Consider the following 22,988-nt stretch of genomic DNA (forward strand, 5'->3'; position numbering starts at 1 on the left):
GTAAATTTTGAAAACTAACATTTTTACATGAAAGAAGTTATAGGTGCGCAATATAATAAGATACAATTGATTGAAAATGCAGAATATGAGAACTGTACTTTTAATCAGTGTGATTTCAGCACCCAGGATTTGTCGGGTTATCATTTCATCAAATGCGTCTTTCAAGGTTGTAACTTAAGCAATGTAAAATCTGTAAAAACGATTTTTCAGGACATTCAATTTATAGACGCTAAATTAATAGGTGTTAGATTTGAAGATTGTAATCCTTTCTCACTTTCTTTTTCCTTTATGGGGTGTCAAATGAATCATGTTTCATTTTTTAATGCGAAAATTCCGAAAGCGGTTTTTAAAAATTGCTCATTACAAAATGTGGATTTCTCAGGAACTGATTTATCTGGTGCCATTTTTGACAATTGTGATTTAACTGGATCTGTATTTGACCAGTCCAATTTGGAAAAAACAGATTTTAGAACCGCTTGGGGATACTCAATAGATCCAGATAGTAATCGATTGAAAAATGCGAAGTTCTCAAATACTGGTTTATCTGGCTTGTTGCTTAAATACAAACTACATATTGAATAATGAGTAAAGATATAGTTCAATACAACAAGGCTCAGACAATTGAGGATTCGGCAATATGCGATTTACTTGCCAATGCCATTGACGCAGTATTGAAAGAATCTGATTCAAAAATATGGCATGCGCATCCTGTTTGGTTCATCAATGACAACCCAATAGTGGGTTATTCCAAACAAAAAAAAGGAATCCGACTCATGTTTTGGAGCGGTTCAAGTTTTGATGAGGAAGAGTTGTCTGTTAAAGGAGGTAAGTTTAAAGATGCATCTGTCTTTTATCAAAACAGTCATGAAATAAATATGACACTATTAAATAGATGGCTAAAAAAATCAAGAGAAATACAGTGGGATTATAAAAATATTATTAAACGAAAAGGAAAACTCGAAAAAATATAATGAAAAAATTAATGATGATATGTTTGTTAACCGGTTTGCAATTAGCATCAAATGCACAACAAAAATGGTTTACATTAATTACAGATTCTGCCTCACTGGTAAACGAAGGAAGTAGTATAACCAATCAATTTATTAAAGACATAAAAAAGGTTGAACCTGCCATTCAGTTTAATGCGAAAGCAGTACTAAACACAACCCCCTATTTAATATATTATGATTACAGAGATATTTCTGCCAATCTTCCGATTTGGGAGCAAGTAATTCCCGATCAAAAACAATTCTTTTATAGTTTGGCGGGCAATGAAATAGAAGGCAAAAAAGCCTTTGGTTTGTTTTTCAATGGGTTTTATTTGCCTCATGAATTAGGCCATGCGCTTCAACATGCTGTAGAGAAAAAAGTGGGTTTATCCTATAATAATGAATACTTAGCAAACACAATTGCCATTCTCTGGTGGCGTAAAGCAGGGCAGCAGAAAGCACTGGCGGATTGTTATGAAACCGCAAAAACATTTTGGAGTAAATTACCTAATCCTGTACCCGAAGGGATTTCTATGGAAGAGTATTTTACCAAAAATTATGAAAAAGCTACACAAAATCCATTTATTTATGGGTACATGCAGTTCAAACAATTTATGATGGTATATGAGGATACATCACTTCCCGATTTTGATGCATTTATTTTAAATTATATAAACAAAAACAAAAAATAATGCAACAACAGCTAGCACAGATTGCTATTGTTGTGGATGATTACGATAAAGCAATCGCTTTTTACACTCAAAAACTTCAATTTGAATTAATTGAAGACACCCAATTAAGCGAAACGAAAAGATGGGTAAAAGTAAAGCCAAGAGGTAAAGGATATTGCAGTTTGTTATTGGCTAAAGCGGCCAACGAAGAACAAAGTTCCAGAATTGGTAACCAGACAGGAGGCAGAGTATTTCTTTTTTTACATACAGACAATTTTCAGCGAGACTATCAGAACTTATTGGATAACAATATAACCATCATTCGAGAGCCTTGCAAAGAATCCTATGGAACAGTTGCCGTATTTCAGGATATTTTCGGAAATCTCTGGGACTTAATAGAGCCCATATCTTTCACCAACCAAACGATTGCTATAAGCGAAGTTCCGCAGTATGCTAACTCTTTGCTTCAGCCTGTTGAATTTACCTACAAGAAAGTACTTTACATTGGATGGTCTGTATTTTTTGTCATTGCAATTGCAATCGCAATACCCCTGTTTTTTTGGATAGATGCATTACAAAAAAACTGGATTATTTTTGGTACTATAGGCGTCATTGTGCTTTGGCTATTTATCATAATTGGATTGATTGAAATCGGTTTTAAAAATCTTGCATGGGCGCTTCGAGAAAAAGATATCATCTGTAGAAAAGGTTGGATTTTTCAGGACACGCATATTATCCCCTTTGGAAAAGTTCAAAATTGTGTTATACAAACGGGCCCCATCGGCAGAAAATTTGGTTTGGCTTCTATTAAATTAATGACTGCTGCTAGCCATCTGGGAGACATCAGTATTCACGGTCTTAAAAAGGAAACAGCGGAAAAACTTAAAGATTGGATGATGGATAAAATGAAAAAAAATGAGTCGAATTAAAACCGATTGGACCCAACCCCAAAAGCTTTCGCTGGTTGCTTTACTATTCATTATTTTAAAAACATTAAGAGAGAGCTGGGTATTAATCATCTATTTTATTTATCGTAGCTTTTCTAAAGAGGATGAAATGACTGAAGATCGTTCTCCCAGACTTCTTTATTTTCTATTAATTTCAGCTGGGATTCTCATTCTATTTCATATTCAAAAATTCATTCTCTTCTTTAAGACCCGAGTATATATTGCAGATAATGAACTAGTTGAGCAAACAGGAATTTTTACCAAAAAAACAAAGACTATTCCAATTCATAAAATTCAATCGGTTCATCTCGTTCAAAATTATATTCATCGATTCACTAATACTTGTACCTTAAGAATTGAGACTGCAGGAAGTGAAAAGACTGAATTAGAAATCGCAGCGATTAACCACCATAAAGCCTTGGATTTGCAAGAGCTGCTGCAAGAAAAAGAAGCTTTATCACTTGCGAAATCATCCATTGATAAAGGAATTCGGTTGATGGGGCTCAGCAACAAAGACTTATTGAAACTCGCTATTTCAGAAAACCATCTCAAAACCCTTTCTTTAATTTTTGCATTTTCCCTGTCTCGGCTAGATGATCTTAGACAATTTTTCGGCAAAAAAACAGATGCTATTATTGATGAGCAAGTAAATCAAATCAATTTCAGCGCAAGCAATATCGCCAGCTTACTTACAATAGGTGTAATTATTACACTTGCCTTCTCAATCATTCGGGTCTTGCTCCGATACAATGATATGGAGTTAACAGCCAACCAAAAAGGTTTTCAGGTAAAATGGGGGTTCCTGCAAACCCAGCAGAAAATGATGCTACAGCAGAAAGTCCAATTGATTAGCTGGAATAGTAATTGGTTACGTAAGATTTTAGGCATCCGCATTTTCAGATTCTATATGCTGGGTGAAAATATCTTGAAAGATGATCAATATATTAAGCTTCCTGTATTACAAAAACAATTATTGAGCCAGTTGGGGGCTTATTATCAGCCAGTCTGGCCGTCCCTTTTAGAAAGGCAAAATAGACTTCATTCGTCGTATGCATGGCGCCCTACTGTGCTCTATATTTTACCATTGTTTATAGTTTCGTCAATTGCTTTATATTTCTGGAAACCTTGGGTAATTGCTTTCCCATTAATGATACTTGCTTATTTTTCCATTGCATACAAAATCCGTCAATCTAATTTTGTTTTTTGGTTTAATGAACAAACCATACAGATACAAAAAGGTATTTGGGGTGAAGAGATGATCTTGTTAAACTTTAACAAGGTTCAACATATTGCCATAGAAACCAGCCCTTACCAACGTAAGAAACAATTAGCTACATTGGTGCTACATACAGCTGGATTAAGTGTAACAATACCTTATATCCCTTTGACACAAGCAAATTTTATTGCTGACTATTGTCTTTATACAATTGAAAAAAATCCATCCTAACTTGTGTATAATTGGCGTCATTTGAAGTTGCATTTGCATGTAATGAATTGAGGTATAATTTACCTGTGTCAATTTCAAAGTATCCAGCAAAACTAATACAGGTTCTGCTTCCAACGTTGTCAATATAAGATGAAAATCCAATGGACTGTTTTGAAAGTTTACTGTTTGTTGCATAATTATCTGTAAATCCAATCAATGCAAATTGACTTCCATCTTTGTATTTTAAAAAGCCATTGATAGTACAACTATGAATATCGGATTGTACAATTTGTAATGATTGTAATTCAGAGCTGTCATTATCATTTAGCCAAATCCCCTCTACATTTACACCTTCTATCCTATCATCTGGATTTGCAGGACCAATATTACTTGACAAACTAGGAGTTGATTCTTTAGGTAAAAAAATTAATTTATCTGGATAAAATCCAGCTTCTATTTTGGCACTATTGGGATCTGTTTCCACAAAAATATGGACCAAGGATAGTTGAAGCTTATTATCCATATTGATTACTTGTCCTGCCATAGCAGATACTTCATGACTTGGATCAGACTTGCCTCCGTCATCTGATCTCCATAACACAGAAATAGCCATAGGCTGACCTGCTTGCTCTGTTGGTTCATGCAAAGACGCCCATCCTACTACATCATAAGTTCCTATCCCCCCTGTAGTAGAACTATACAATCCAGACAACATTCCAGTTGTAGGATCTTGTTTCAATTGGAGTAATGAGTGATATTCATTTACCCAAGAATTATTGATACTCATAGGTCAAATTTGGGATTAGCCAGAATAATATATTTATTATCAAAATCAAATGTGGAATGTACCGTTTCCAGAAAGGTAGTACCCACTAAAAATTCATTTTCACAATCAGCTAAAAATTGAAACGCCAGATGCCATTCTGTTGGCGAAACCTGTATAAAATACTGTTCTGGTTGTAAAGGATATATTACACCATTAATAGTTAACTGTAAGGTTGGATATGCAAAATCTTGTATACGTTGAGGGCTTTGGATTTTTTCAGGAAATTTTCCATTAGATGTAATCACCGATTTACAGTGATTAATAAAGTCAGCATCACCTTTAAATTGAGAAGATCCAGTGTCTAGTGCAAAAGCTACATTAGAAAGAATACGTTCTGTATTCCCATCAGGGAAAATACCATCTAGGGATTGCAAATTAATTAACCAACATTCTTGATCTGATGGAAATTCAATTAGACTAATGATATTTAGACTATCGGGGTCAATTTTATCAAAATCTATACCTCCCATTAAAACTTCTCCTTGTAATTTTTTGCGGTTATACCAAAAGGAAACAATACTATTTTGGATATCCCCATTTTCCTTTAAAGCGGGTAAAAGTAAAGTTGAACTGGGATTGACAGTTGGATAATGAGCGGGAATGCCTACTCCTCCATCTGGAATCAATTCCTCAAACTGTTTACCATTGTATTCAATGCTTACATCAAAATTTACCTTCAGTTTGGCTTGATTGGTTAGATGAAAATAATCACTACTGAATAATACAGACATAGAACCCCATGCTCCAAAATCAATCTTGCTTGCAGGTACGTTATTGGAAAAACTGCTAGAAAGCTTAGAATCAAATTTTTGATGTGGCTTACAGGCGTCAGTTGTACAAGCAGTTGAACTTACCCAAGTATTTTTGGTTCCAGTATCAATCATGAACTTACATTGATATTGTGAAGGTGTACCAATGCCAATATCCTCGGTATACCAAGCCGTTGCACCATTATCAGGTTCAAACTCAGGTCTTTTCAGGGCTATTTTTATACATTTCTCTTTTGATATGGGTTCTATTATATATTTAGGAGGTTTAGGCTTCATATTTTTTAAGTTTTTCTAAATAAAAAAGTGTGGGACCATCTTCTGGATAAATCTGGCAAACTTGCTCGAACAAATATGTGGCTTGTTTATAATCATTTAATTCATAAGCCGAAACTCCTTTCTCAAAAAACAGCTTGCTCTTTTGTTTTAATTCTAATGTTTCTTGGCTGTCTCCATCAAATATTTCTGCAATAGAAACTACTTGCTCTTTCCCTTTAACCCTTACTCGATCTATAATGCGATAATGGAAGCTTTCTGCATGTTTTAATTTTTGTATGGAATATTCACTTGCCAGAATAGAAACTCCATATATTTTAGTTAACCCTTCAAGTCTGGAACCCAAGTTCACAGCATCCGAAATAACCGTACTTTCCATTCGCTCTAATTCTCCAATAGTTCCTAATATCATTGAACCAGTATGAATTCCAAAACCTATATTGATTGGTGGCTTAGCATCTATGATTCGATTCTTGTTATAGGCTTCTAGGTATTGGCAAATAGAAATAGCAGCCTTAATTGCATCGTCCGGGCCACTGGGAAATAATGCCATAATTGCATCCCCAATATATTTATCAATAAAACCGTTATGGCTCCTGATAATTGGGCCAATTTGTTCCAGATAGCCATTTAAAAAGTCAAAATTTTCTTTAGGAGACATTTTTTCAGACAAACTAGTAAAATCTCTAATGTCTGAAAACAGGACAGTCATTTCATATTGTTGTTGATCACCCAGTTTAATATCTATAATACTATCTCTGTTTAATAAATTTAAAAATTCATTTGGAACAAATCGACTATACGCTTTATTAATTAATGAAAGGCTGAGATGTGTTTTAATTCTTGTTAATAGTTCACGTTTCGAAAATGGCTTAACGAGATAATCATTGGCACCTGAATTAAATCCTTCTGTAAGGTCGGAAATACGGTCTTTTGCAGTTAGAAGGATAACAGGCATATTGCTCAATGGGTACTCATCTCTAATTTTTCTACAAACTTCAAAGCCAGACATTTTCGGCATCATAACATCAAGAATTATCAAATTCGGTTCGCCCTCGTTGTGAATTAGTCTTAAAGCCTCCTCTCCACTCAATGCTGTTTTAACCTTGTAATTATTTGTTTTTAAGTGATTAGATAAAACCTGAAGATTTATGGGTTCGTCATCAATAACTAAAACCGTATAGATCTGCTCTTGAAGCATTTCAGTTTCTATAATTTCTTCTTCTGTAATATCCGACTCCTTAACTCTTGTTATTTCTCGTTCTTCACTTGTTGAAGCGGATAAGGTCTCAATCCCTTTGGGCAAAGTAAAAGTAAAAGTAGACCCCACCCCTATTTCAGAGGAAACCATTATTGTTCCGCCGTGCAACTCTATTAGTTTTTTTGTGATGGAAAGTCCTAAGCCTGTACCTTGATATTGTCGATCATCAGATGAAGTTTCAACTTGTTCAAAACTGTTAAATATGTCTTTGAATTTATCCTTTGGTATTCCAATACCCGTATCAGATACAGCCACTTCTATCCACTCGCCTGCCAACTTTGCCCGAACTGCTATTTCTCCATTTTCAGTAAACTTAATTGCGTTACCAATCAAATTAAACATAATTTGTTCCACTCTTCTATCATCTGCAAATGCTGGTGGTAGATCCGAAGAAATTTCGTTAACTAACTGGAGTGGTTTTACACTCCACAATGGTTTGGTCAATAGTATAACCTGGTCTGTTATTTTGTTCAAATAAACGGCTCCTTTATACAGCGTAAACTTGTCATTCTTTATTTGCGAAAAATCAAGTATATCGCCAATTAGTGAAGTAAGTCTTTTTCCACTGTGCACAATCATATCTAGATTATATATGGTAGATTGTTTCAGTTGACCTGTTGCGCCATCAATTAGTGATTCGGCAATCCCAATAATGCCGTTTAGAGGAGTTCTAAGTTCATGCGATGTATTGGCTAAAAATTGATCTTTCAATTTATCCAATTTAGTAAGATCAATATTTTTAGCTTCTATTTCTACGTTTTTCTGATCTAACGTTACAGTCAATTGTTCAATTTCATAGTTGGCATCTACATATTGATTGATAATAATTAGGCCCAAACCGGTTAAATAAAGTGGAACGGCAATTGGTGCAAAATATGGTAAGTAAAGATTAAAAATATCAATTAATACATCCGTAATAGAAAGGCCTGTGAAAATTGTGTAAACAACAAAAACACTTTTAGCATATTGAACCTTGTCTTTAATAGCAGTAACCGTCCAATACGCAGTAAGAACAACAAGAACAAGCGAACCCAGAAAGGCAAGTTTTCGAATACTTTCAAGTGACTGTGGCGACCAAGCAATGATAATACCTAAGGTTGTTAAAAACATTAACGACTTTACTATTTTCAGATGAATTACATATTTATGCCGATTTAAAAATTCGTACAAAAACAAAGCGTTAAAAAAACTGAACAAAAACAATGCTATCCAAAGTATTTTTTGAAAAAGAACCGAATCAAAAAAAGAAATATCCGACAAAAAAGGCAGAGACCAAATAAAGTGATAAAGACTCCAAATTGCGAATAAGAAGATCGCGATTGTATAATAAAGAAATTTTTTATCTATACCACGTTTGAAAAATATGGGTAAAAAGATGATGGAAGCAAGAAAACTGATGACTGCTGAAATTTTGTATGTATCAACGTAATAGAAAGTTCTCAGTCTAGATAAATTCTCAAGGTATTTTCGGTTGGCTATAATAGGGGCATCAAAAATACCACCTCTGCCAGGTTCAAAATATATTTTTACCAGTAATTCGTTCCCTTTTCTTTTTATCAATTCATTGGGAATCGGATAGTTTCTATTAATATTCCAAGGGTTTGTTTTATTGGGTGGAAAATTGCCGGTGCTTCCTAAATAGCTACCATTCAAATAAGTAATGTCTGCCTTTACAATTCTGCCCAACATTAAGCCAAGATTCAATGATGGCATCGAGTCTCTTAAATCAAAACGCTTTCTAAGAACAACAAATCCACCTACAGAATCTGCAGCTGTTAAGTCGGATATTTGTAAAAGTGGTTTGAATAGCAAATCTTTTGTTACAATTAAAGTTGAACTACTATCTGCTATAGCAATTTCCCACCCTTTTGTTAATTGAACAGCATACTCTTTTTTAGCCTGACAGCCTGAAAGACAGCTTACAGTTAAAATAGAAACAATAACAATTAAGACGGGGTGTAATCTCATCTTATTTTATGAAGATTCTTTTAATTGTAATTCTTTTATATCCACTGCAGTGCAAATCGTCTCGATTGTTACCCATTCATTAGCTTTGTAAAGTCCGTTAGAGATTAAGTTAAAAGCAGCTGGCATTATATTATCTTGTATCCCTGTTGCGCTAGTTACTACTAGATGTTCTGCTTTTAAGAAATCCCCTTCACTTGATTGCATAAAATTGATATAAGCCTCTTCTCTTGTAAGTACAGGAGATTGTTGAATCTCATTCCAATTGACTACAACAGTTAGCATACAAAAACTTGCCAGAAGAGCTGGTTGGGACGAAAATTTATCCATGTTTTTTGAAACAAAGTCCTCAACACTTGGGTTCTCTTTTACTAAATCTTGGAAGAAAGCGATATCTAGGTTTGTTACAACATCAGGACTTGGTTGGTTCGAATTACCAGTACTAAACATTTTTACTAATGTTGCATAGGTAGCCTGAAACCAGGCACTTTTATCCCAGCTAGGCTTTTTTGGGTCAACAGCAAATTGTCTTGCATCTGAATAAACCAGTTTTTGGAACAATCCAACCGTATAAGATAAATATGCTAAAGGTGTTATGCCAAGTCTTTGTGTAATAGGTTTTACAAATGCCGCCAAAACACCAATAGTCGTTAATGCACCCGCATCGTAAGGGTCTGCATAAATTTGAATGAATTCATTGATAACATCAGCAGTTTGTTGCGGACTACAAATTACAGCTGTGGGTGGTAGCACAGGCATTGGGCCTGTATATGGAGCGCCTGTTCTACGACAGGCATCGTATGCATCATATTGCTCTTTGGTAAAAGGGATTATTTGTTGAGGTGTTAAGCCTTGTAGTTTCCATAAAGGAGTAAAATCAGTTTGTTGATTGGGATAATAATCAAAGGGGAAACCAGTTGCATTGGTATACCTTAATAGAAATTGATTCCAAAGTGCCCCTCCTTCTTTTTCGCCATAGATTTCTTTAAATGCTGCAGGGTTATGAGGTAAATTACAGGCAATATTTAAGACAGTTAATTTATTGGCTGCACAATAAAAATACCAAGTGGTGTCTTGTAATAAATAAGTCTCTTGATAAAGCCAGTCCCGATAGAACATCAATGCCGCATTGATGAATACTGGTCTAAACATGGAACTTTCATAATTTCCGGGGAATTGAATCCCATTACCCAATATTAAATCAACCAATTGACAATTTTGGTTGAATACTGCCTGGTCAATGCCTTTTATCGAGACAGTATGAATGTTACAAGGATAACCGTAATGGGTATTAAGCACTCCACCCCATGCGCAGCCAAATCGATGATTGTGATAAGCTGCGGGAGAATTACTTGTTATTGCGTTACCTAAATAGGCTCCCATATGGGTAAATCCCAATTGAGTCTTAACCATTCCATCTCCACATAACTGTTCTAGCGTTCCTCTATTTTCTTCTGGATGCATGTAAGAAATCAATGCATAAATAGGGTCAGTTTCCTTTAATTGGGTTTTATTCCTGATGAAATTGTCTATCACTTGACCTGCAGGAACCCATTTACCTGAACTGTCTGGTACACTTGCATCGTCACTTACAGGAATGAAATACATACCTACTTCAGTAATATTACCATTCTCATCCTTGCTTAAGGCATACTGGTAATCTTTAACGTTAAATTGAATTGTATCTGATACAATAATGGTGGTAGACCCAAATAATTCGGCGGTTACATTGTATTGTTGTAAGGCTTCAGTTTTCATGGCATAAGGACCCGGAAAACTGGAGGCACCGCGAAAATGATAAATGGGGTTTCTGAATTTATCAAGTTCTGATGGCATAATTTGAAAATGCTGTTTGGAGGAAAAAATGATAGTTCGTTCTTACAATTTAATACTATTTTCCATTACGAGCAATCCAAAGACCATTTTAAGCTGTTTTTAAAAATCAATACCTTTACAGACTACAATAGAAAAATATGTCCAGTTTTATTATAACCTGCCCTAATTGCAACCACCAATTTGAACCGGGTGACACCATGCGTGAAGAAATTGAGAAAGAATTAAGAGGAAAAATGATTGATTGGCAGAAGAAAAAAGAAATTGAAACTGCTGAAATACTGGAAGCCGAGAAAAAGCGATTACACGCAGAAATGCAGGATTCAGTTAAAAAATCCCTAGCTGCTGACTATGAAAATCAATTGAAACTCCTACAACAAAAAGCAGCAGAATCTGAAGAAAAACTAAGAGAATCGAGGAAAAAGGAATTAGAATTTTTACAAAAGGAACAAGCCTTAAAAGCCAAAGAAGAAGAAATTCAAATTACCATTCAGCGTCAGTTGCTAGAAGAAAGAGCCAAACTAAAAGAACAATTACAAAAGGAAGAAGCAGATAAGATCAGTTTGAAAGAACAAGAATACCAATTAAGAACTAAGGAACTGGAAAAGCAGATTGAAGACCAGAAAAAACTGGTTGAAGAAATGCGCAGAAAACAGGAACAGGGCAGTATGCAATTGCAAGGAGAAGTGCAAGAGTTGATGCTGGAAGAAATGCTTCAATCTACTTTCCCTTTTGATAAAATTGAAGAAGTTGGTAAAGGCGTGCGGGGTGCAGATTGTATTCAAATTGTACGAAACCAGTTTGGTAATGAATCTGGAAAAATCATTTACGAAAGTAAGCGTACGAAGGACTTCTCAAATGAGTGGATAGAGAAATTAAAAAAAGATATGCGCAGTTTTGGCGCTGATGTGGCTGTTATTGTTACCCAGACTTTTCCAAAAGATATGGACCGGTTCGGAGAAAAGGACGGCGTATACATTTGTACATTTTCGGAAGTCAGATCCGTTGCACTTTTACTTAGAAATGCCTTATTAAAAATTGCAGATGCCAGAAAAAGCCAGGAAAATAAAGGAGACAAAATGGTCATGTTGTACGACTATTTAACCGGCACTGAATTCAGTGAACAGTGGAAAGCTATTCGGGAAGGTTTTATGACCATGCGTCAGAGTATTCAAAGGGAAAGAGACACCATGGAGAAACTTTGGAAAGCACGGGAAAAACAGTTGGAAAAAGTATTATTGAATGCTGCGCATATACAAGGCTCTGTTGAAGGAATAGCGGGCGCGGATGCGGTTAATCTTAATTTGTTGGAAGACAATGACTCCTTGCTAATTGAATAATTCCTTTAATCATACCAATCAGGATGGGCAAACGGCTAGTCCTTCAAAAAGGAAACCCATGTTTCCAGTTAAGGAAGATTTGCGTCAATATCTTAAACGTTATGGCAGAGAAGTATCGCTACCCTTCAGTTACCAGGATTTACAACGGTTTACCTATACTACACCCTTAAAAGACAAATTCGGAAACGACACGGCCTGGGAAAAAGTGTCGTATGATATGAAAGAATGGGAGTTTCTTCGAAAGAGTCTTGTTAAAGTATATGCGATTTTAAAAACTGAGGGGGATTTTAGTTTTGTTAATCATCTGGATGTAGCCAGAATTGATTATTGTTATTTCGGAAATAGCCAACCGTTCAGGATTCGCATCGTAAATAAATTCAACGACAACTACGATCATTACTATATTAAAAAAGCCGATGCAAGCAGGATTTATGGTCTTGAATTGGAGCATATGTTATCTCCCAATCGCATCACTTATTTTACCAGTAAAGACACGTTGATAGAGGAACATACACCAGGCATTCCCGGAGACTTATTTGTCAATGAATATTTAAATGCAGCAAACACGAATAAAATAAGGCTTGCAAAAGAGTTCGTAAAATTCAATGAACGATGCTTTATCCAATTATTAGGAGATATGCGTTCCTATAATTTTGTTGTAAATATTATTCCCGACATTGAAGATTTTCAGTATCGCATCAGAGCCATCGATTTTGATCAACAAAGTTATGAGGGACGAAAAAATTTATATCTCCCGCAGTTTTTTAAAGACAATCAAGCATTTGTAAAAATGGTTTTAAGTCACCTGGATAATAAATCTATTGAGCAGTACCAGGTTGAGGAAAAAACCATGATGACCTTTAGGCTGGTATCTGCTCGTTATCGGATAAAGGAACTTTTAGATATCATGGACGATGATCCCATTTCAACGCCTGAAAAAATTGCTGAGTTAAGAAAGGCATTGTACGAACATTTTGATCACGCACCTTATTTGAAAGCCAATACGATGGGACAGTTGCTAAAAACCCATCTAAAATGTTCACTCCGGAAATACCTGAAAAAAATGTCGCAAACCGGTAAATACGATTAGTTTAGTCTTTAAACAGCCAAACCAGACTCAGTTCATCTGTTAATTGATAGTTCAAATCAAGTGCTGTAGTAAAATCACCTTTTTGAAATAAGGCATCTAAATTTCCAGCCGCTTGTAACTCCTTTCTCTTAACCTGCATACATTCACTGAAATCTATATCCCCCCTGCCCCACCATTTGAACATCGCTTCTTTGGCACTCCACAGAAGGGTGAGCGTTCTGAATCTTTCAACAGTTTCCAATCCCTCAATATTCCATTCTGACAATTCTGTGGGATGCAAAAATTTGTGCCTGATTTTATCAACTCTATAGGTAACCAGTTCTACATCAATTCCCACCCTGCAATTGGAACTAACAATGGCTGCAGCATAATCCCCGCAATGCGAAATGGAGAAATGATAGCTTTCGTTTGGCAAATAAGGCTTACGGGTATCCGCAATTTGAATCAATTCTGAAGGAAAATCAGGAAATAAAAAAGGTAACAGATATCTTCCTGCCAGGTGCTGCAAACGTTTGTGAGGATGGGAAACTGACTGTTGTAGAGGTACTTTTTGCAAGAAAAATTCCTCCGGCTCTTCAATCTTCCAGACGGCCAACCGGGTAAAATCGTTGATATTATGTTGATAATGCAGCGGCACTCAAAAAATTTTTATCTGTTGTATGCAGAATTAGTATTTTTTTGCAATACAACTGTAAAATTAAACAGAATGATTTTAAGCGACTTACGTATACTGGAGGAAATAGCCAAAGGAACCATCATTATTGAACCTTATAATCGTGCGGATCTGGGTAGCAATAGTTATGATGTTCATCTAGGCAAATGGTTGGCCACCTATACAGATGAAGTACTGGATGCCAAAAAGCACAACACCATTACGTATTTCGAGATTCCCGAAGAAGGATATGTTTTGCAGCCCAGTGGTTTTTATCTGGGTGTAACAGAAGAGTATACAGAAACCCATGCACATGTCCCCTTTTTAGAAGGCAAGTCTTCTACAGGTAGATTGGGTATTGATATACATGCCACTGCCGGTAAGGGTGATGTTGGATTCTGCGGAAACTGGACATTGGAAATTTCCTGTAAGCAACCAGTTCGCGTTTACAGAGGTATGCCAATTGGGCAATTGATTTATTTCCCGGTTGATGGCGAAATAGGTGTCAAATACAATCAGAAAGGCAATGCCAAATACAGTGGCCAACCGAACAAGCCAATCGAAAGCATGATGTGGAAGAACAAATTTTAATTGAGCTTCCAGATACTTGCAGTAAGAATAGTGGCAAAACTAACCCAGGCAATATAGGGCACCAGCAACCATGCGGCTATTTTTGAAAGCTTACTGAATTGTATGATGGTTAACAATATAAAAATCCACATAACAATGATTTCAATTAATGCCGATCCAATCGCATGTATAGAAAAGAAAATAATTGACCAGAAAAAATTTAGTACAAATTGAATCATAAAAAGCTGAATGGCTTTTTTTCTGGTTTCATTTGCAGGCTGTTTCCAGATTAAATAAAAAGAAACGCCCATCATGGTGTATAAGCTAGTCCAGACTGGACCAAATAACCAATTGGGGGGATTGAAAGAAGGTTTGTTTAAACCCGCATACCAATTCGGTATTTCCGAGATGGTAAATATTCCGCCCAGGGATCCTATTCCTACAGTTGCTACTATGGAAATAATTAATTTCTGTATTCTAGTTATACTCATGATTTTGTTTTTTGATAGTTGATATACCAGGCAATGATTTCATTATAACTCTTAATGCCTGCAGCTTGTTGTTGCATTTTTAAAAATTGGTCATACAGTTCATTACTGATGGGACTGATTGCATTTTTTCGCTGATTAAAAAAATCCCTGATTTCCTTTCTGTCTTTTTTTACCAGGGTGTCCATTCTGCTTCTGTTTTCAATAACAATATTTTCAAAATCAGCATAGGGTAAAGAAGCGGAAAGCAGATATTGTTCGTACAATGCATATCCAAGCAAATCCAAATAAAGTGAATATTTCAGGGTGGGATTAGAACTGGCTTCAGCAGCCAGCAGTCCCACAAAACTAGCTTCACTCTCACTGGCATAGCCCAGCTGATGTGCAATTTCGTGACAGACGATATATGGATTAAGCACCGCTGGCAAATCATCTCTCAGATTGGCTTCGCCGGTAAAAGGAATAAAGTAACCTGAAAAACCAATATAGTCCGCAATAGGTGTAAGCCAACTTCTTTTTACAGACTTAACCTCAATGGCTAAAAACGGGAAACGATAGGATGCGTTCCGGTAACCTTTCTGAGCTTCCTGCACCAATTGCTCAATAGTCATATGAGGTAAAGACCCGTTTCCAATTATTTTGCGATAGTAATTGGCTGAATCAATCAATTGATGGGTGATTGCATTGATTTCATTGTTGGAATAAGTTGCTTTAGTCAGTTTCAACTGAGCTGCTATGCCCTTTCGGTAATAATTGATCCCCCAGCAAAGCTGGAAAACAATAAGTGTACTAAAAAGTAGGATACCCAAATTGGCCCATTTTCTTTGAAAAAACAGTCGGATGATGAGGATAATAATACCGGCATACATCCAGTCTCCAATATTAAAAGGGAAAAAATGGGAGAAGGATCTTAGCCAATTGGACAAAAGTGGATAAATAGTAGCCACGTAACAGTTTTCCACAAATCCCTCCCATGACCCTAAAAACAAGCTTATAATTGCCAAAATACCCAGTGAAATACAGATTTTCAGGTTATTTTGATCTTTTACAAGCATTTTTAAGCATCCTTTACAAAGTAAAGTTACTGCTGCAAATGCAAGATTGAGGCTTATTTTTAGTTTACTTTGGCAAATTCCCTTGTTTTTTCTACCTTTGCAAACCCTTAAAACGTGGATATGAATCATCGGCGCGAATATGAGATCGCATTTGTGGGTTTGAAGCCGGGTGTTCATTTGTACGAATACAAGGTAGACGACAAGTTCTTTATTCCGTATGGCGAGCAGGATTTCAGCCAGTGTGATGCAACCGTAAAACTGTATCTCGACAAAAAATCGGGATTCATGCAGTTGAAATTCGATATTGACGGTAGCATTCAGGCAGGTTGCGATCGTTGTGGCAACACACTTCCACTTCAACTCTGGGACGAGTTCAACATCATCGTAAAAATGGTGGACGAACCCGAAACCATGAATGAGCAGGAAGAAGATCCCGATGTATATTATATCGGAAGAAATGAAAGCCACCTGATGGTTGCAGATTGGATTTACGAGTTTGTAAACCTGAGCATCCCATTGCAAAAAATCTGTTCACCAGAAGAAATGGGTGGGCCAAAATGCAATAAAGAAGTGTTAGAGAAGTTAAAAAAGATGGAAGAAGATGCTACCAAAGACAGCACTCCTACTATCTGGAAAGGGTTAGAAAAATTTAAAGACCTAGAATAAAAATTTTTGATATTATAAATTTTGAGCAATGCCAAATCCAAAACGCAGACATTCACAGCAAAGAAGTGCTAAAAGAAGAACGCACTATGTAGCACAGGAAGTTACTTTAAGCAAAGATTCTACTACTGGAGAAATTCATGTTCGCCACCGTGCGCATGTAAGCGAAGGTAAATTGTTCTATAAGGGAAAACTGGTAGCTGAGAAAGCTCCATTGAAAGCGTAACCTTATAGTTCAACATACCACAGCTTGCTGAAATGAATATAGGATTAGACATGATGGGAGGTGATTTTGCACCGTTAGAAGCGGTGAAAGGGATACGCTTATACCTGAACAATCCTGTTAATTCAGTAAACTTATATTGTATAGGTGATGAAAACCTGGTACAACCTCTTTTAAATGAGTACCAGCTTTCATCACCTAATTTGCATTTTGTACATGCTCCTGAAACCATTGGTTATCATGAGCACCCGACCAAAGCCCTGAAGGAAAAACAAAAATCATCCATTGCCATTGGATTTCACTTATTGGCTACTGGGAAAATTGATGCATTCATCAGTGCTGGTAATACAGGAGCGATGTTGGTGGGAGCCATGTTCAGCATCAAAGCAATTGAAGGCGTAAACAGACCAACCATTGCTACGGTTATGCCTAAATTAAATGGTCAAACAGGCGTTTTACTGGATGTGGGTCTTAATGCAGATTGCAAACCCGAAGTATTGAACCAATTTGCCGTATTGGGCAGTTTATATGCTGAACATATTCTTGGTATACAAACGCCCAGTGTTGGTTTAATTAATGTAGGTGAAGAAGAAGGCAAAGGAAATATTCTTGCACAGGCAACCTATCCCCTGTTAAAAGACAACAATCAGATACGGTTTGTTGGGAATATTGAGGGAAGGGATTTCTTCAATGACAAAGCTGACGTAATGGTTTGCGATGGATTCACTGGTAATATCGTTTTAAAAATGGCTGAATCCTTTTATGACATTGCAAAAGAAAGGAACCTTACCAATGACGCATATTTAAATCGTTTTCACTACGAGAACTATGGTGGTACTCCGGTTCTTGGAGTTGCAAAGCCTGTTATTATTGGACACGGTATTAGTAATGATAAAGCCTTCTCCAATATGATTACATTGGCAGAAAAAATGATCAGCAGTGATATCTGCAATAAAATGGCTGCATCATTTAAAGCCTCCTAATTTAACCTTCTAATCATATTTCATGTTCCGCGATCTTTGCAGAATTCTCTTACGATTAAGCGGATGGAAATTGGATCCCAATCTACCCAAGGATATACACAAATCAATTGTTATAGCTGCTCCACATACCAGTAACTGGGATTTCTGGTATATGATACTGTCATTTGGTATCTATGGTTTACAGATTAGATTTACTGTAAAAAAAGAGTGGATGCGGTTCCCTTTCAATATCATCATGCGCCCTTTGGGTGGCATTGCTATTGACAGAAGTCCCAGACAAGACGGAAATAGGCCCAGTTTGGTAGAAGGAATGGTTCAATTGTTTAATGATAATACTGACTTAATAATTGTCATTACACCAGAGGGAACTCGCAGTAAACAAGCTGCCTGGAAAACCGGTTTCTTTTATGTAGCTCAAAATGCCAATGTCCCAATTCTTTTAGGTTATGTAGATTATAAAACCAAAACCGCTGGCATTGGGAAAAAAATAATTCCTACCAGTTACGAATCAACCATGAAAGAGATCATGGATTTTTATCAGCATATACATCCCAAATTCCCCGAAAAATTTGCGTTAGATCAAAGCTTTTTGTAGAAGCGGCATCATCAGCAAATAAACAATATCTTTGAACAAACATTTGTTAGTTTATGTGGAAGAAAAACGTATTGGAGACAATTGGTAACACGCCAATGATTCAGTTGAATAAAGTATCAAAGGGTTTACCAGGAACCATTTTAGCCAAAGTAGATTATTTTAATCCAGGTAATTCCATCAAAGATCGTATGGCATTGAAAATGGTGGAAGTGGCAGAACAGGAAGGGAAATTAAAACCCGGCGGAACCATTATTGAGGGCACCAGTGGAAATACAGGTATGGGGCTTGCCTTAGCAGCGTGTGTAAAAGGTTACAAGTGTATTTTCGTTACTACTGACAAACAATCCAAGGAAAAAGTAGACATATTAAAAGCTGTGGGTGCCGAAGTAATTGTTTGCCCTACGAATGTAATGCCAGATGACCCCAGAAGCTATTACAGTGTTGCAAAAAGACTGGGAAAGGAAATTCCCAATTCTATGTACATGAACCAGTACGACAATCTAGCCAATCGTCAGGCGCATTACGAAAGCACGGGTCCTGAAATATGGGAACAGACTGAAGGTAAAATAACACACCTAGTTTGCACCGCTGGTACAGGTGGCACCATTACAGGTACAGCCATGTATTTAAAAGAAAAAAATCCAAATATTCAAATATGGGCTATTGACGTGTACGGTTCTTTGCTAACGAATTATTATCAGACCGGAGAAGTGAATATGGATTATGTACATCCCTATATCAGTGAAGGCTTTGGGGAAGATTTTGTTCCTCAAAACTACGACATGAGTGTAATTGATCATTTTGAACAGGTAACCGATAAGGATGGTGCAGTTATGGCAAGACGAATTGCCAAAGAAGAAGGCCTGTTCTGTGGATACAGTGCTGGCAGTTGTTTGCAGGGATTGATGCAATTAAAAGATAAATTACCTTCAGATGCCGTTGTGGTTTGTATATTCCATGATCATGGAAGCCGATATGTAGGTAAAGTGTACAATGATCAGTGGATGATGGAGAGAGGATTTCTGGATGTAAAAACCTTCAAGGATATTGTGAATGGCAGACAAGCCAAGCGTTTGATTTCTGTGGGTATTGATGATACCGTTGCAGAAGCAGTATCGCTCATGAAAAAATACGATATTGAACATATCCCAGTAATGCAGGATGGACAGCCTATTGGTGCGGTTTCGGAAAATGGATTGTTTCAAAAAGTTTTTGGCAACCCTGACATAAAAGATGCTAAAGTAGGCAGTGTTACCGAGCATCCCTACCCTGTTGTAGACTTTGACACACCCGTTGAAAGATTGGGAAGTCTGATAAATAAGGAAACAGGTGCAGTGCTGGCAAAGGATGAAAAAGGCGACTACCATATAGTAACCAAGTATGATGTATTGCAGAGTTTAGCTAAATAAACCAATATGATATCTACGCGACACATGGTTTTCATGCATGTTGCAGAACTGCAGAGTTTCTCAAAAGCCAGTCAGGTATTGTTTATTTCACAACCTGCTATCAGCAAGCATATTCAATTACTGGAAGCTCATTATCAGACCAAACTTTTTGAGAGAAAGGGATTACAAATTGAGTTGACTGCAGCAGGTCAGTTGCTGCTTAATCGTTTACAAACTGTAAAAACCATTGAGCAACAAACTGAATTTGATATTTCTGTTTTACAGGATGCTTTGCAGGCAAGGGGTAATTTAAAATTAGGTGCAAGTACAACGGTAGCCCTGTATATATTACCAAAAGTTTTATCTGCTTTTAATCAGCAATTTCAGCAGATTGAAATAAGTCTATTGAATCGCAATTCAGAATCGGTTAAAGAAGCTTTACTCAATAAACAAATCAATTTAGGTATTATAGAAGAAAATAGTAAAGTACCACAAATTCAATATACCCAATTCATTACCGACAAAGTCATTGCAGTATGCAGCAGCAATAGCAGGGTACTCAAGAAAAAAAACTATTCAATCCAGGAACTCATAGAGTTACCTGTTGCTTTGAGAGAAGTAGGTAGTGGCACTTTGGCTGTACTAAAAAGAGGATTATCTAAACACAAGATTAATATATCCCAATTAAAAGTAAAAGTTAGACTGGGGGGAACAGAAGCGCTAAAAAACTTCTTATTGGCATCAGATGCCATAGGATTCCTTCCCAATATTTCTGTTCAAAAAGAACTGAAAGCGGGTGAATTAAAAGAAATACAAATTGAAGGACTTCATTTACAAAGACAGTTTTTCTTTATAGAAAGAAGAGGTGAAAAAAGTGAACTGAATAAAGTTTTTATAAAATTAGCTAAATCAATATATAACTATTAGTTATCGACTATAATTATATAATCATTTCAAATTATTATGTCGGGGTTAGTTTTGGTGAATGAAAATCCAATCAACAATCAGTTTGTCCTTATCTACAATCAAATCACTGGAATGCAGCAGTTGTGGCAAATCTTATGATCATACTATTATTCAGACTTTTTCAACCTGTTGCAACGTGCCCTTGAGTGCAGCGTATGATTTACCAACAGCAGGTACAAATTTTATAAGAACCGAAGACTATTCTATGTGGAGATACCGGCAGGTATTGCCTGTATTGAGTAAGGCAAATATTGTAACGCTTGGTGAAGGATTTACACCTATGAGTCAATTGAAAAAATTAGCAACACAATTAGGATTGCAGGAATTGTGGTTAAAAGACGATGCTAAAAACCCTACCGGGTCATTTAAAGCAAGAGGGCTGAGTATGGGCGTCTCCAAAGCAAAGGAATTGGGTATCCGCAAAATGGTAATACCTACCGCAGGTAACGCCGGAGGTGCTTTGAGTGCCTATTGTGCCAAAGCTGAAATTGAAGCTACTGTTATTATGCCAAGGCACACTGCTGATACATTAAAAGAAGAATGCCGTTTGTATGGAGCACAATTAATTCTTCTTGACGGATTAATTGATGCATGCGGTAAAATGGCAAGATCCATTGCTGCAGAAACTGGAGCATTTGACATGTCAACAATGAAAGAGCCATACCGGTTAGAGGGAAAAAAAACACTGGGTTATGAAATTGCTGAACAATTCAACTGGTCATTACCCGATATTATCATTTATCCCGCTGGAGGCGGAACCGGGTTGATTGGCATTTGGAAAGCTTTTAAAGAATTAGTTAGCATGGGAATTGTAGACGGCCCTCTACCGAAAATGGTTTTAGTTCAATCCGATCAATGTGCACCAATGGTGCATCTTTTTAAGGATGGAAAGCTGCCTGACAATTATGCGCCACAGTCTTCAGCGGCATATGGATTGGCAGTCCCCTATCCATTTGCCACACAAATGATGCTGAACGTACTAAGCGAAAGTAAAGGAACTGCATTAACAGTTTCAGAAAACGAAATGGACGAAGGCATTCAGCATATTGCAGGCATTGAGGGACAATTACTGAGTCCTGAAGGTGCCGCTACATATATTGCTGCAAAAAAATTATTACATGCCCAATTTATTCAACCTTCCGACCGAGTTGTAATGGTGAATACCGGATCATGGTACAAATACAGATAAAGCTTTTGTATTTTGCAAGCGTAAATGGCATACTTGCAAAACCAAAGAATCGTTTCTCTCGTTCCCAGTATTACAGAGCTTTTATATGAGCTTGGTTTGGGGGATCAGGTAGTTGGTATCACAAAATTCTGTGTACACCCTGAATCTTGGTTTTGTAGCAAAACCAGAATTGGAGGCACCAAACAAATTCATATTGGGAAAATCAAATCCCTTAACCCAACACTGATTATTGCAAGTAAGGAAGAAAATGTAAAAGATCAGGTTGAGGCTTTAATGGATTGTGCGGAAATGCTGGTTACGGATGTTGTTGACTATGATTCTGCTTTAGAAATGATTGCATCAATTGGAAAAGCAACCTGTAAGTCAACAATCGCCAGTACAATCATCACTAATATTCAAAAAGAATTTCAGCACCTTGCGGCAGTTTTGAAATACAAGCAGTTACACTCCCTCCCATGTGCTTATCTTATTTGGAAAGATCCTTATATGGTTGCAGGTGGAGATACCTTTATTCATGCCATGCTACAGAAAATAAATTGCCACAATACCTATATGAATCATTTACGATATCCCATCGTTCAATTTCAGGATCAGGAATGGCAAAATGCTCAGATCGTTTTCTTATCCAGTGAACCCTACCCTTTTAAAGAAATCCATCTCAACGAACTGCGGAGTTTATATCCTGAGAAAACATTTGTATTGGCAGACGGAGAAATGTTTAGCTGGTATGGCAGCAGAATGTTGTACGCCCCTTCGTATTTTATAAAGCTGTTGGAACTGTTAAAGTAACCAGAATAGAGGCTTTTATTTTTGTGCGCTTTTCAT

Annotated in this window: 23 protein-coding genes; 16 read left to right on the plus strand and 7 right to left on the minus strand. The window is 36.7% G+C overall.

The window, feature by feature from the left end; translation table 11 throughout:
• The first annotated feature begins 27 nt into the window (after positions 1-27).
• Genes TEGAF0_RS03185 through TEGAF0_RS03205 form a run of 5 tightly spaced genes read left to right on the plus strand, consistent with a single transcriptional unit; the run spans position 28 to position 4,054 of the window.
• Positions 28-582 (plus strand): pentapeptide repeat-containing protein, encoded by a 555-nt coding sequence (locus TEGAF0_RS03185; protein ID WP_264899992.1) that lies wholly within the window; start codon positions 28-30, stop codon positions 580-582.
• Positions 582-971 carry a DUF1801 domain-containing protein gene (locus TEGAF0_RS03190; protein WP_264899994.1) on the plus strand — a complete coding sequence of 130 codons (390 nt, stop codon included), beginning with the start codon at positions 582-584 and terminating at the stop codon, positions 969-971. Before TEGAF0_RS03185 ends, TEGAF0_RS03190 begins: the two co-directional genes overlap by 1 nt.
• Complete coding sequence (locus TEGAF0_RS03195; protein ID WP_264899996.1) at positions 971-1,681, plus strand: hypothetical protein; 711 nt, start codon at positions 971-973, stop codon at positions 1,679-1,681. Before TEGAF0_RS03190 ends, TEGAF0_RS03195 begins: the two co-directional genes overlap by 1 nt.
• Positions 1,681-2,589: a PH domain-containing protein gene (locus tag TEGAF0_RS03200; protein WP_264899998.1), complete on the plus strand. Its 909-nt coding sequence runs from the start codon at positions 1,681-1,683 to the stop codon at positions 2,587-2,589. The genes TEGAF0_RS03195 and TEGAF0_RS03200 overlap by 1 nt, the downstream gene beginning before the upstream one ends.
• On the plus strand, positions 2,576-4,054 hold the full coding sequence (locus TEGAF0_RS03205; protein ID WP_264900000.1) for a PH domain-containing protein: 1,479 nt from the start codon (positions 2,576-2,578) through the stop codon (positions 4,052-4,054). The genes TEGAF0_RS03200 and TEGAF0_RS03205 overlap by 14 nt, the downstream gene beginning before the upstream one ends.
• Here the strand turns inward: TEGAF0_RS03205 and TEGAF0_RS03210 are convergent.
• From TEGAF0_RS03210 to TEGAF0_RS03225, 4 genes are read right to left on the minus strand one after another with little or no spacing between them, the layout of a single operon-like run.
• Positions 4,008-4,820: an avidin/streptavidin family protein gene (locus TEGAF0_RS03210; RefSeq protein WP_264900002.1), complete on the minus strand. Its 813-nt coding sequence runs from the start codon at positions 4,818-4,820 to the stop codon at positions 4,008-4,010. The genes TEGAF0_RS03205 and TEGAF0_RS03210 overlap by 47 nt on opposite strands.
• Entirely contained in the window at positions 4,817-5,905 is a 1,089-nt protein-coding gene (locus TEGAF0_RS03215; RefSeq protein ID WP_264900004.1) for a pepsin-like aspartic protease, read from the minus strand. Before TEGAF0_RS03215 ends, TEGAF0_RS03210 begins: the two co-directional genes overlap by 4 nt.
• Positions 5,895-9,131 (minus strand): ATP-binding protein, encoded by a 3,237-nt coding sequence (locus TEGAF0_RS03220; RefSeq protein ID WP_264900006.1) that lies wholly within the window; start codon positions 9,129-9,131, stop codon positions 5,895-5,897. Before TEGAF0_RS03220 ends, TEGAF0_RS03215 begins: the two co-directional genes overlap by 11 nt.
• Positions 9,132-9,137: 6 nt before the next feature.
• Positions 9,138-10,964 (minus strand): hypothetical protein, encoded by a 1,827-nt coding sequence (locus TEGAF0_RS03225; protein WP_264900008.1) that lies wholly within the window; start codon positions 10,962-10,964, stop codon positions 9,138-9,140.
• A 137-nt stretch (positions 10,965-11,101) separates the two neighbouring features.
• Here TEGAF0_RS03225 and TEGAF0_RS03230 point away from each other — a divergent pair, with 137 nt between their 5' ends.
• Together TEGAF0_RS03230 and TEGAF0_RS03235 are read left to right on the plus strand one after the other, a co-directional pair.
• A complete protein-coding gene (locus TEGAF0_RS03230) occupies positions 11,102-12,301 on the plus strand; it encodes a DUF2130 domain-containing protein (protein ID WP_264900009.1) in 1,200 nt (399 codons plus the stop codon).
• 58 nt (positions 12,302-12,359) lie between these two features.
• Complete coding sequence (locus tag TEGAF0_RS03235) at positions 12,360-13,391, plus strand: hypothetical protein (RefSeq protein WP_264900010.1); 1,032 nt, start codon at positions 12,360-12,362, stop codon at positions 13,389-13,391.
• A gap of 1 nt (position 13,392) precedes the next feature.
• Here the strand turns inward: TEGAF0_RS03235 and TEGAF0_RS03240 are convergent, their stop codons facing one another.
• Positions 13,393-14,028 carry a 4'-phosphopantetheinyl transferase family protein gene (locus TEGAF0_RS03240; RefSeq protein WP_264900012.1) on the minus strand — a complete coding sequence of 212 codons (636 nt, stop codon included), beginning with the start codon at positions 14,026-14,028 and terminating at the stop codon, positions 13,393-13,395.
• A gap of 69 nt (positions 14,029-14,097) precedes the next feature.
• Here TEGAF0_RS03240 and dcd point away from each other — a divergent pair, with 69 nt between their 5' ends.
• On the plus strand, positions 14,098-14,634 hold the full coding sequence (gene dcd, locus TEGAF0_RS03245; protein ID WP_264900014.1) for a dCTP deaminase: 537 nt from the start codon (positions 14,098-14,100) through the stop codon (positions 14,632-14,634).
• Here dcd and TEGAF0_RS03250 read toward each other — a convergent pair.
• Positions 14,631-15,104 carry a TspO/MBR family protein gene (locus TEGAF0_RS03250; protein ID WP_264900016.1) on the minus strand — a complete coding sequence of 158 codons (474 nt, stop codon included), beginning with the start codon at positions 15,102-15,104 and terminating at the stop codon, positions 14,631-14,633. The genes dcd and TEGAF0_RS03250 overlap by 4 nt on opposite strands.
• Positions 15,101-16,156: a DUF3810 domain-containing protein gene (locus TEGAF0_RS03255; RefSeq protein WP_264900018.1), complete on the minus strand. Its 1,056-nt coding sequence runs from the start codon at positions 16,154-16,156 to the stop codon at positions 15,101-15,103. The genes TEGAF0_RS03250 and TEGAF0_RS03255 overlap by 4 nt, the downstream gene beginning before the upstream one ends.
• 120 nt (positions 16,157-16,276) lie before the next feature.
• Between TEGAF0_RS03255 and TEGAF0_RS03260 the strand changes: the two genes are divergently transcribed.
• Genes TEGAF0_RS03260 through TEGAF0_RS03295 form a run of 8 tightly spaced genes read left to right on the plus strand, consistent with a single transcriptional unit; the run spans position 16,277 to position 22,952 of the window.
• On the plus strand, positions 16,277-16,822 hold the full coding sequence (locus TEGAF0_RS03260; RefSeq protein WP_264900020.1) for a YceD family protein: 546 nt from the start codon (positions 16,277-16,279) through the stop codon (positions 16,820-16,822).
• 28 nt (positions 16,823-16,850) lie between these two features.
• Positions 16,851-17,045 (plus strand): 50S ribosomal protein L32, encoded by a 195-nt coding sequence (gene rpmF / locus TEGAF0_RS03265; RefSeq protein WP_026751917.1) that lies wholly within the window; start codon positions 16,851-16,853, stop codon positions 17,043-17,045.
• A 32-nt stretch (positions 17,046-17,077) separates the two neighbouring features.
• Positions 17,078-18,025, plus strand: a complete 948-nt coding sequence (plsX, locus tag TEGAF0_RS03270; RefSeq protein ID WP_264900024.1) for a phosphate acyltransferase PlsX — start codon at positions 17,078-17,080, stop codon at positions 18,023-18,025.
• Positions 18,026-18,047: 22 nt separating this feature from the next.
• Complete coding sequence (locus TEGAF0_RS03275) at positions 18,048-18,620, plus strand: 1-acyl-sn-glycerol-3-phosphate acyltransferase (RefSeq protein ID WP_264900025.1); 573 nt, start codon at positions 18,048-18,050, stop codon at positions 18,618-18,620.
• 53 nt (positions 18,621-18,673) lie between these two features.
• Positions 18,674-20,029 (plus strand): pyridoxal-phosphate dependent enzyme, encoded by a 1,356-nt coding sequence (locus TEGAF0_RS03280; RefSeq protein ID WP_264900026.1) that lies wholly within the window; start codon positions 18,674-18,676, stop codon positions 20,027-20,029.
• A 6-nt stretch (positions 20,030-20,035) separates the two neighbouring features.
• On the plus strand, positions 20,036-20,935 hold the full coding sequence (locus tag TEGAF0_RS03285; protein ID WP_264900027.1) for a LysR family transcriptional regulator: 900 nt from the start codon (positions 20,036-20,038) through the stop codon (positions 20,933-20,935).
• A 58-nt stretch (positions 20,936-20,993) separates the two neighbouring features.
• Positions 20,994-22,163, plus strand: coding sequence for a threonine synthase (locus tag TEGAF0_RS03290; protein WP_264900028.1), 1,170 nt, complete (start codon positions 20,994-20,996; stop codon positions 22,161-22,163).
• Positions 22,164-22,196: 33 nt separating this feature from the next.
• Positions 22,197-22,952, plus strand: coding sequence for a helical backbone metal receptor (locus TEGAF0_RS03295; RefSeq protein WP_458574896.1), 756 nt, complete (start codon positions 22,197-22,199; stop codon positions 22,950-22,952).
• The last annotated feature ends 36 nt before the right edge of the window (positions 22,953-22,988 follow it).

Origin of the sequence: Sediminibacterium sp. TEGAF015 (assembly GCF_025997995.1) — a bacterium.
Classification (GTDB): Bacteria; Bacteroidota; Bacteroidia; order Chitinophagales; family Chitinophagaceae; genus Sediminibacterium.

Bases quoted from the DNA above. Each gene is read 5' to 3' on its own strand.
- TEGAF0_RS03185 (WP_264899992.1), top strand. From the start codon at position 28: ATGAAAGAAGTTATAGGTGCGCAATATAATAAGATACAATTGATTGAA.
- TEGAF0_RS03190 (WP_264899994.1), top strand. From the start codon at position 582: ATGAGTAAAGATATAGTTCAATACAACAAGGCTCAGACAATTGAGGAT.
- TEGAF0_RS03195 (WP_264899996.1), top strand. From the start codon at position 971: ATGAAAAAATTAATGATGATATGTTTGTTAACCGGTTTGCAATTAGCA.
- TEGAF0_RS03200 (WP_264899998.1), top strand. From the start codon at position 1,681: ATGCAACAACAGCTAGCACAGATTGCTATTGTTGTGGATGATTACGAT.
- TEGAF0_RS03205 (WP_264900000.1), top strand. From the start codon at position 2,576: ATGAGTCGAATTAAAACCGATTGGACCCAACCCCAAAAGCTTTCGCTG.
- TEGAF0_RS03210 (WP_264900002.1), bottom strand. From the start codon at position 4,820: ATGAGTATCAATAATTCTTGGGTAAATGAATATCACTCATTACTCCAA.
- TEGAF0_RS03215 (WP_264900004.1), bottom strand. From the start codon at position 5,905: ATGAAGCCTAAACCTCCTAAATATATAATAGAACCCATATCAAAAGAG.
- TEGAF0_RS03220 (WP_264900006.1), bottom strand. From the start codon at position 9,131: ATGAGATTACACCCCGTCTTAATTGTTATTGTTTCTATTTTAACTGTA.
- TEGAF0_RS03225 (WP_264900008.1), bottom strand. From the start codon at position 10,964: ATGCCATCAGAACTTGATAAATTCAGAAACCCCATTTATCATTTTCGC.
- TEGAF0_RS03230 (WP_264900009.1), top strand. From the start codon at position 11,102: ATGTCCAGTTTTATTATAACCTGCCCTAATTGCAACCACCAATTTGAA.
- TEGAF0_RS03235 (WP_264900010.1), top strand. From the start codon at position 12,360: ATGTTTCCAGTTAAGGAAGATTTGCGTCAATATCTTAAACGTTATGGC.
- dcd (WP_264900014.1), top strand. From the start codon at position 14,098: ATGATTTTAAGCGACTTACGTATACTGGAGGAAATAGCCAAAGGAACC.
- TEGAF0_RS03250 (WP_264900016.1), bottom strand. From the start codon at position 15,104: ATGAGTATAACTAGAATACAGAAATTAATTATTTCCATAGTAGCAACT.
- TEGAF0_RS03255 (WP_264900018.1), bottom strand. From the start codon at position 16,156: ATGCTTGTAAAAGATCAAAATAACCTGAAAATCTGTATTTCACTGGGT.
- TEGAF0_RS03260 (WP_264900020.1), top strand. From the start codon at position 16,277: ATGAATCATCGGCGCGAATATGAGATCGCATTTGTGGGTTTGAAGCCG.
- rpmF (WP_026751917.1), top strand. From the start codon at position 16,851: ATGCCAAATCCAAAACGCAGACATTCACAGCAAAGAAGTGCTAAAAGA.
- plsX (WP_264900024.1), top strand. From the start codon at position 17,078: ATGAATATAGGATTAGACATGATGGGAGGTGATTTTGCACCGTTAGAA.
- TEGAF0_RS03275 (WP_264900025.1), top strand. From the start codon at position 18,048: ATGTTCCGCGATCTTTGCAGAATTCTCTTACGATTAAGCGGATGGAAA.
- TEGAF0_RS03280 (WP_264900026.1), top strand. From the start codon at position 18,674: ATGTGGAAGAAAAACGTATTGGAGACAATTGGTAACACGCCAATGATT.
- TEGAF0_RS03285 (WP_264900027.1), top strand. From the start codon at position 20,036: ATGATATCTACGCGACACATGGTTTTCATGCATGTTGCAGAACTGCAG.
- TEGAF0_RS03290 (WP_264900028.1), top strand. From the start codon at position 20,994: ATGAAAATCCAATCAACAATCAGTTTGTCCTTATCTACAATCAAATCA.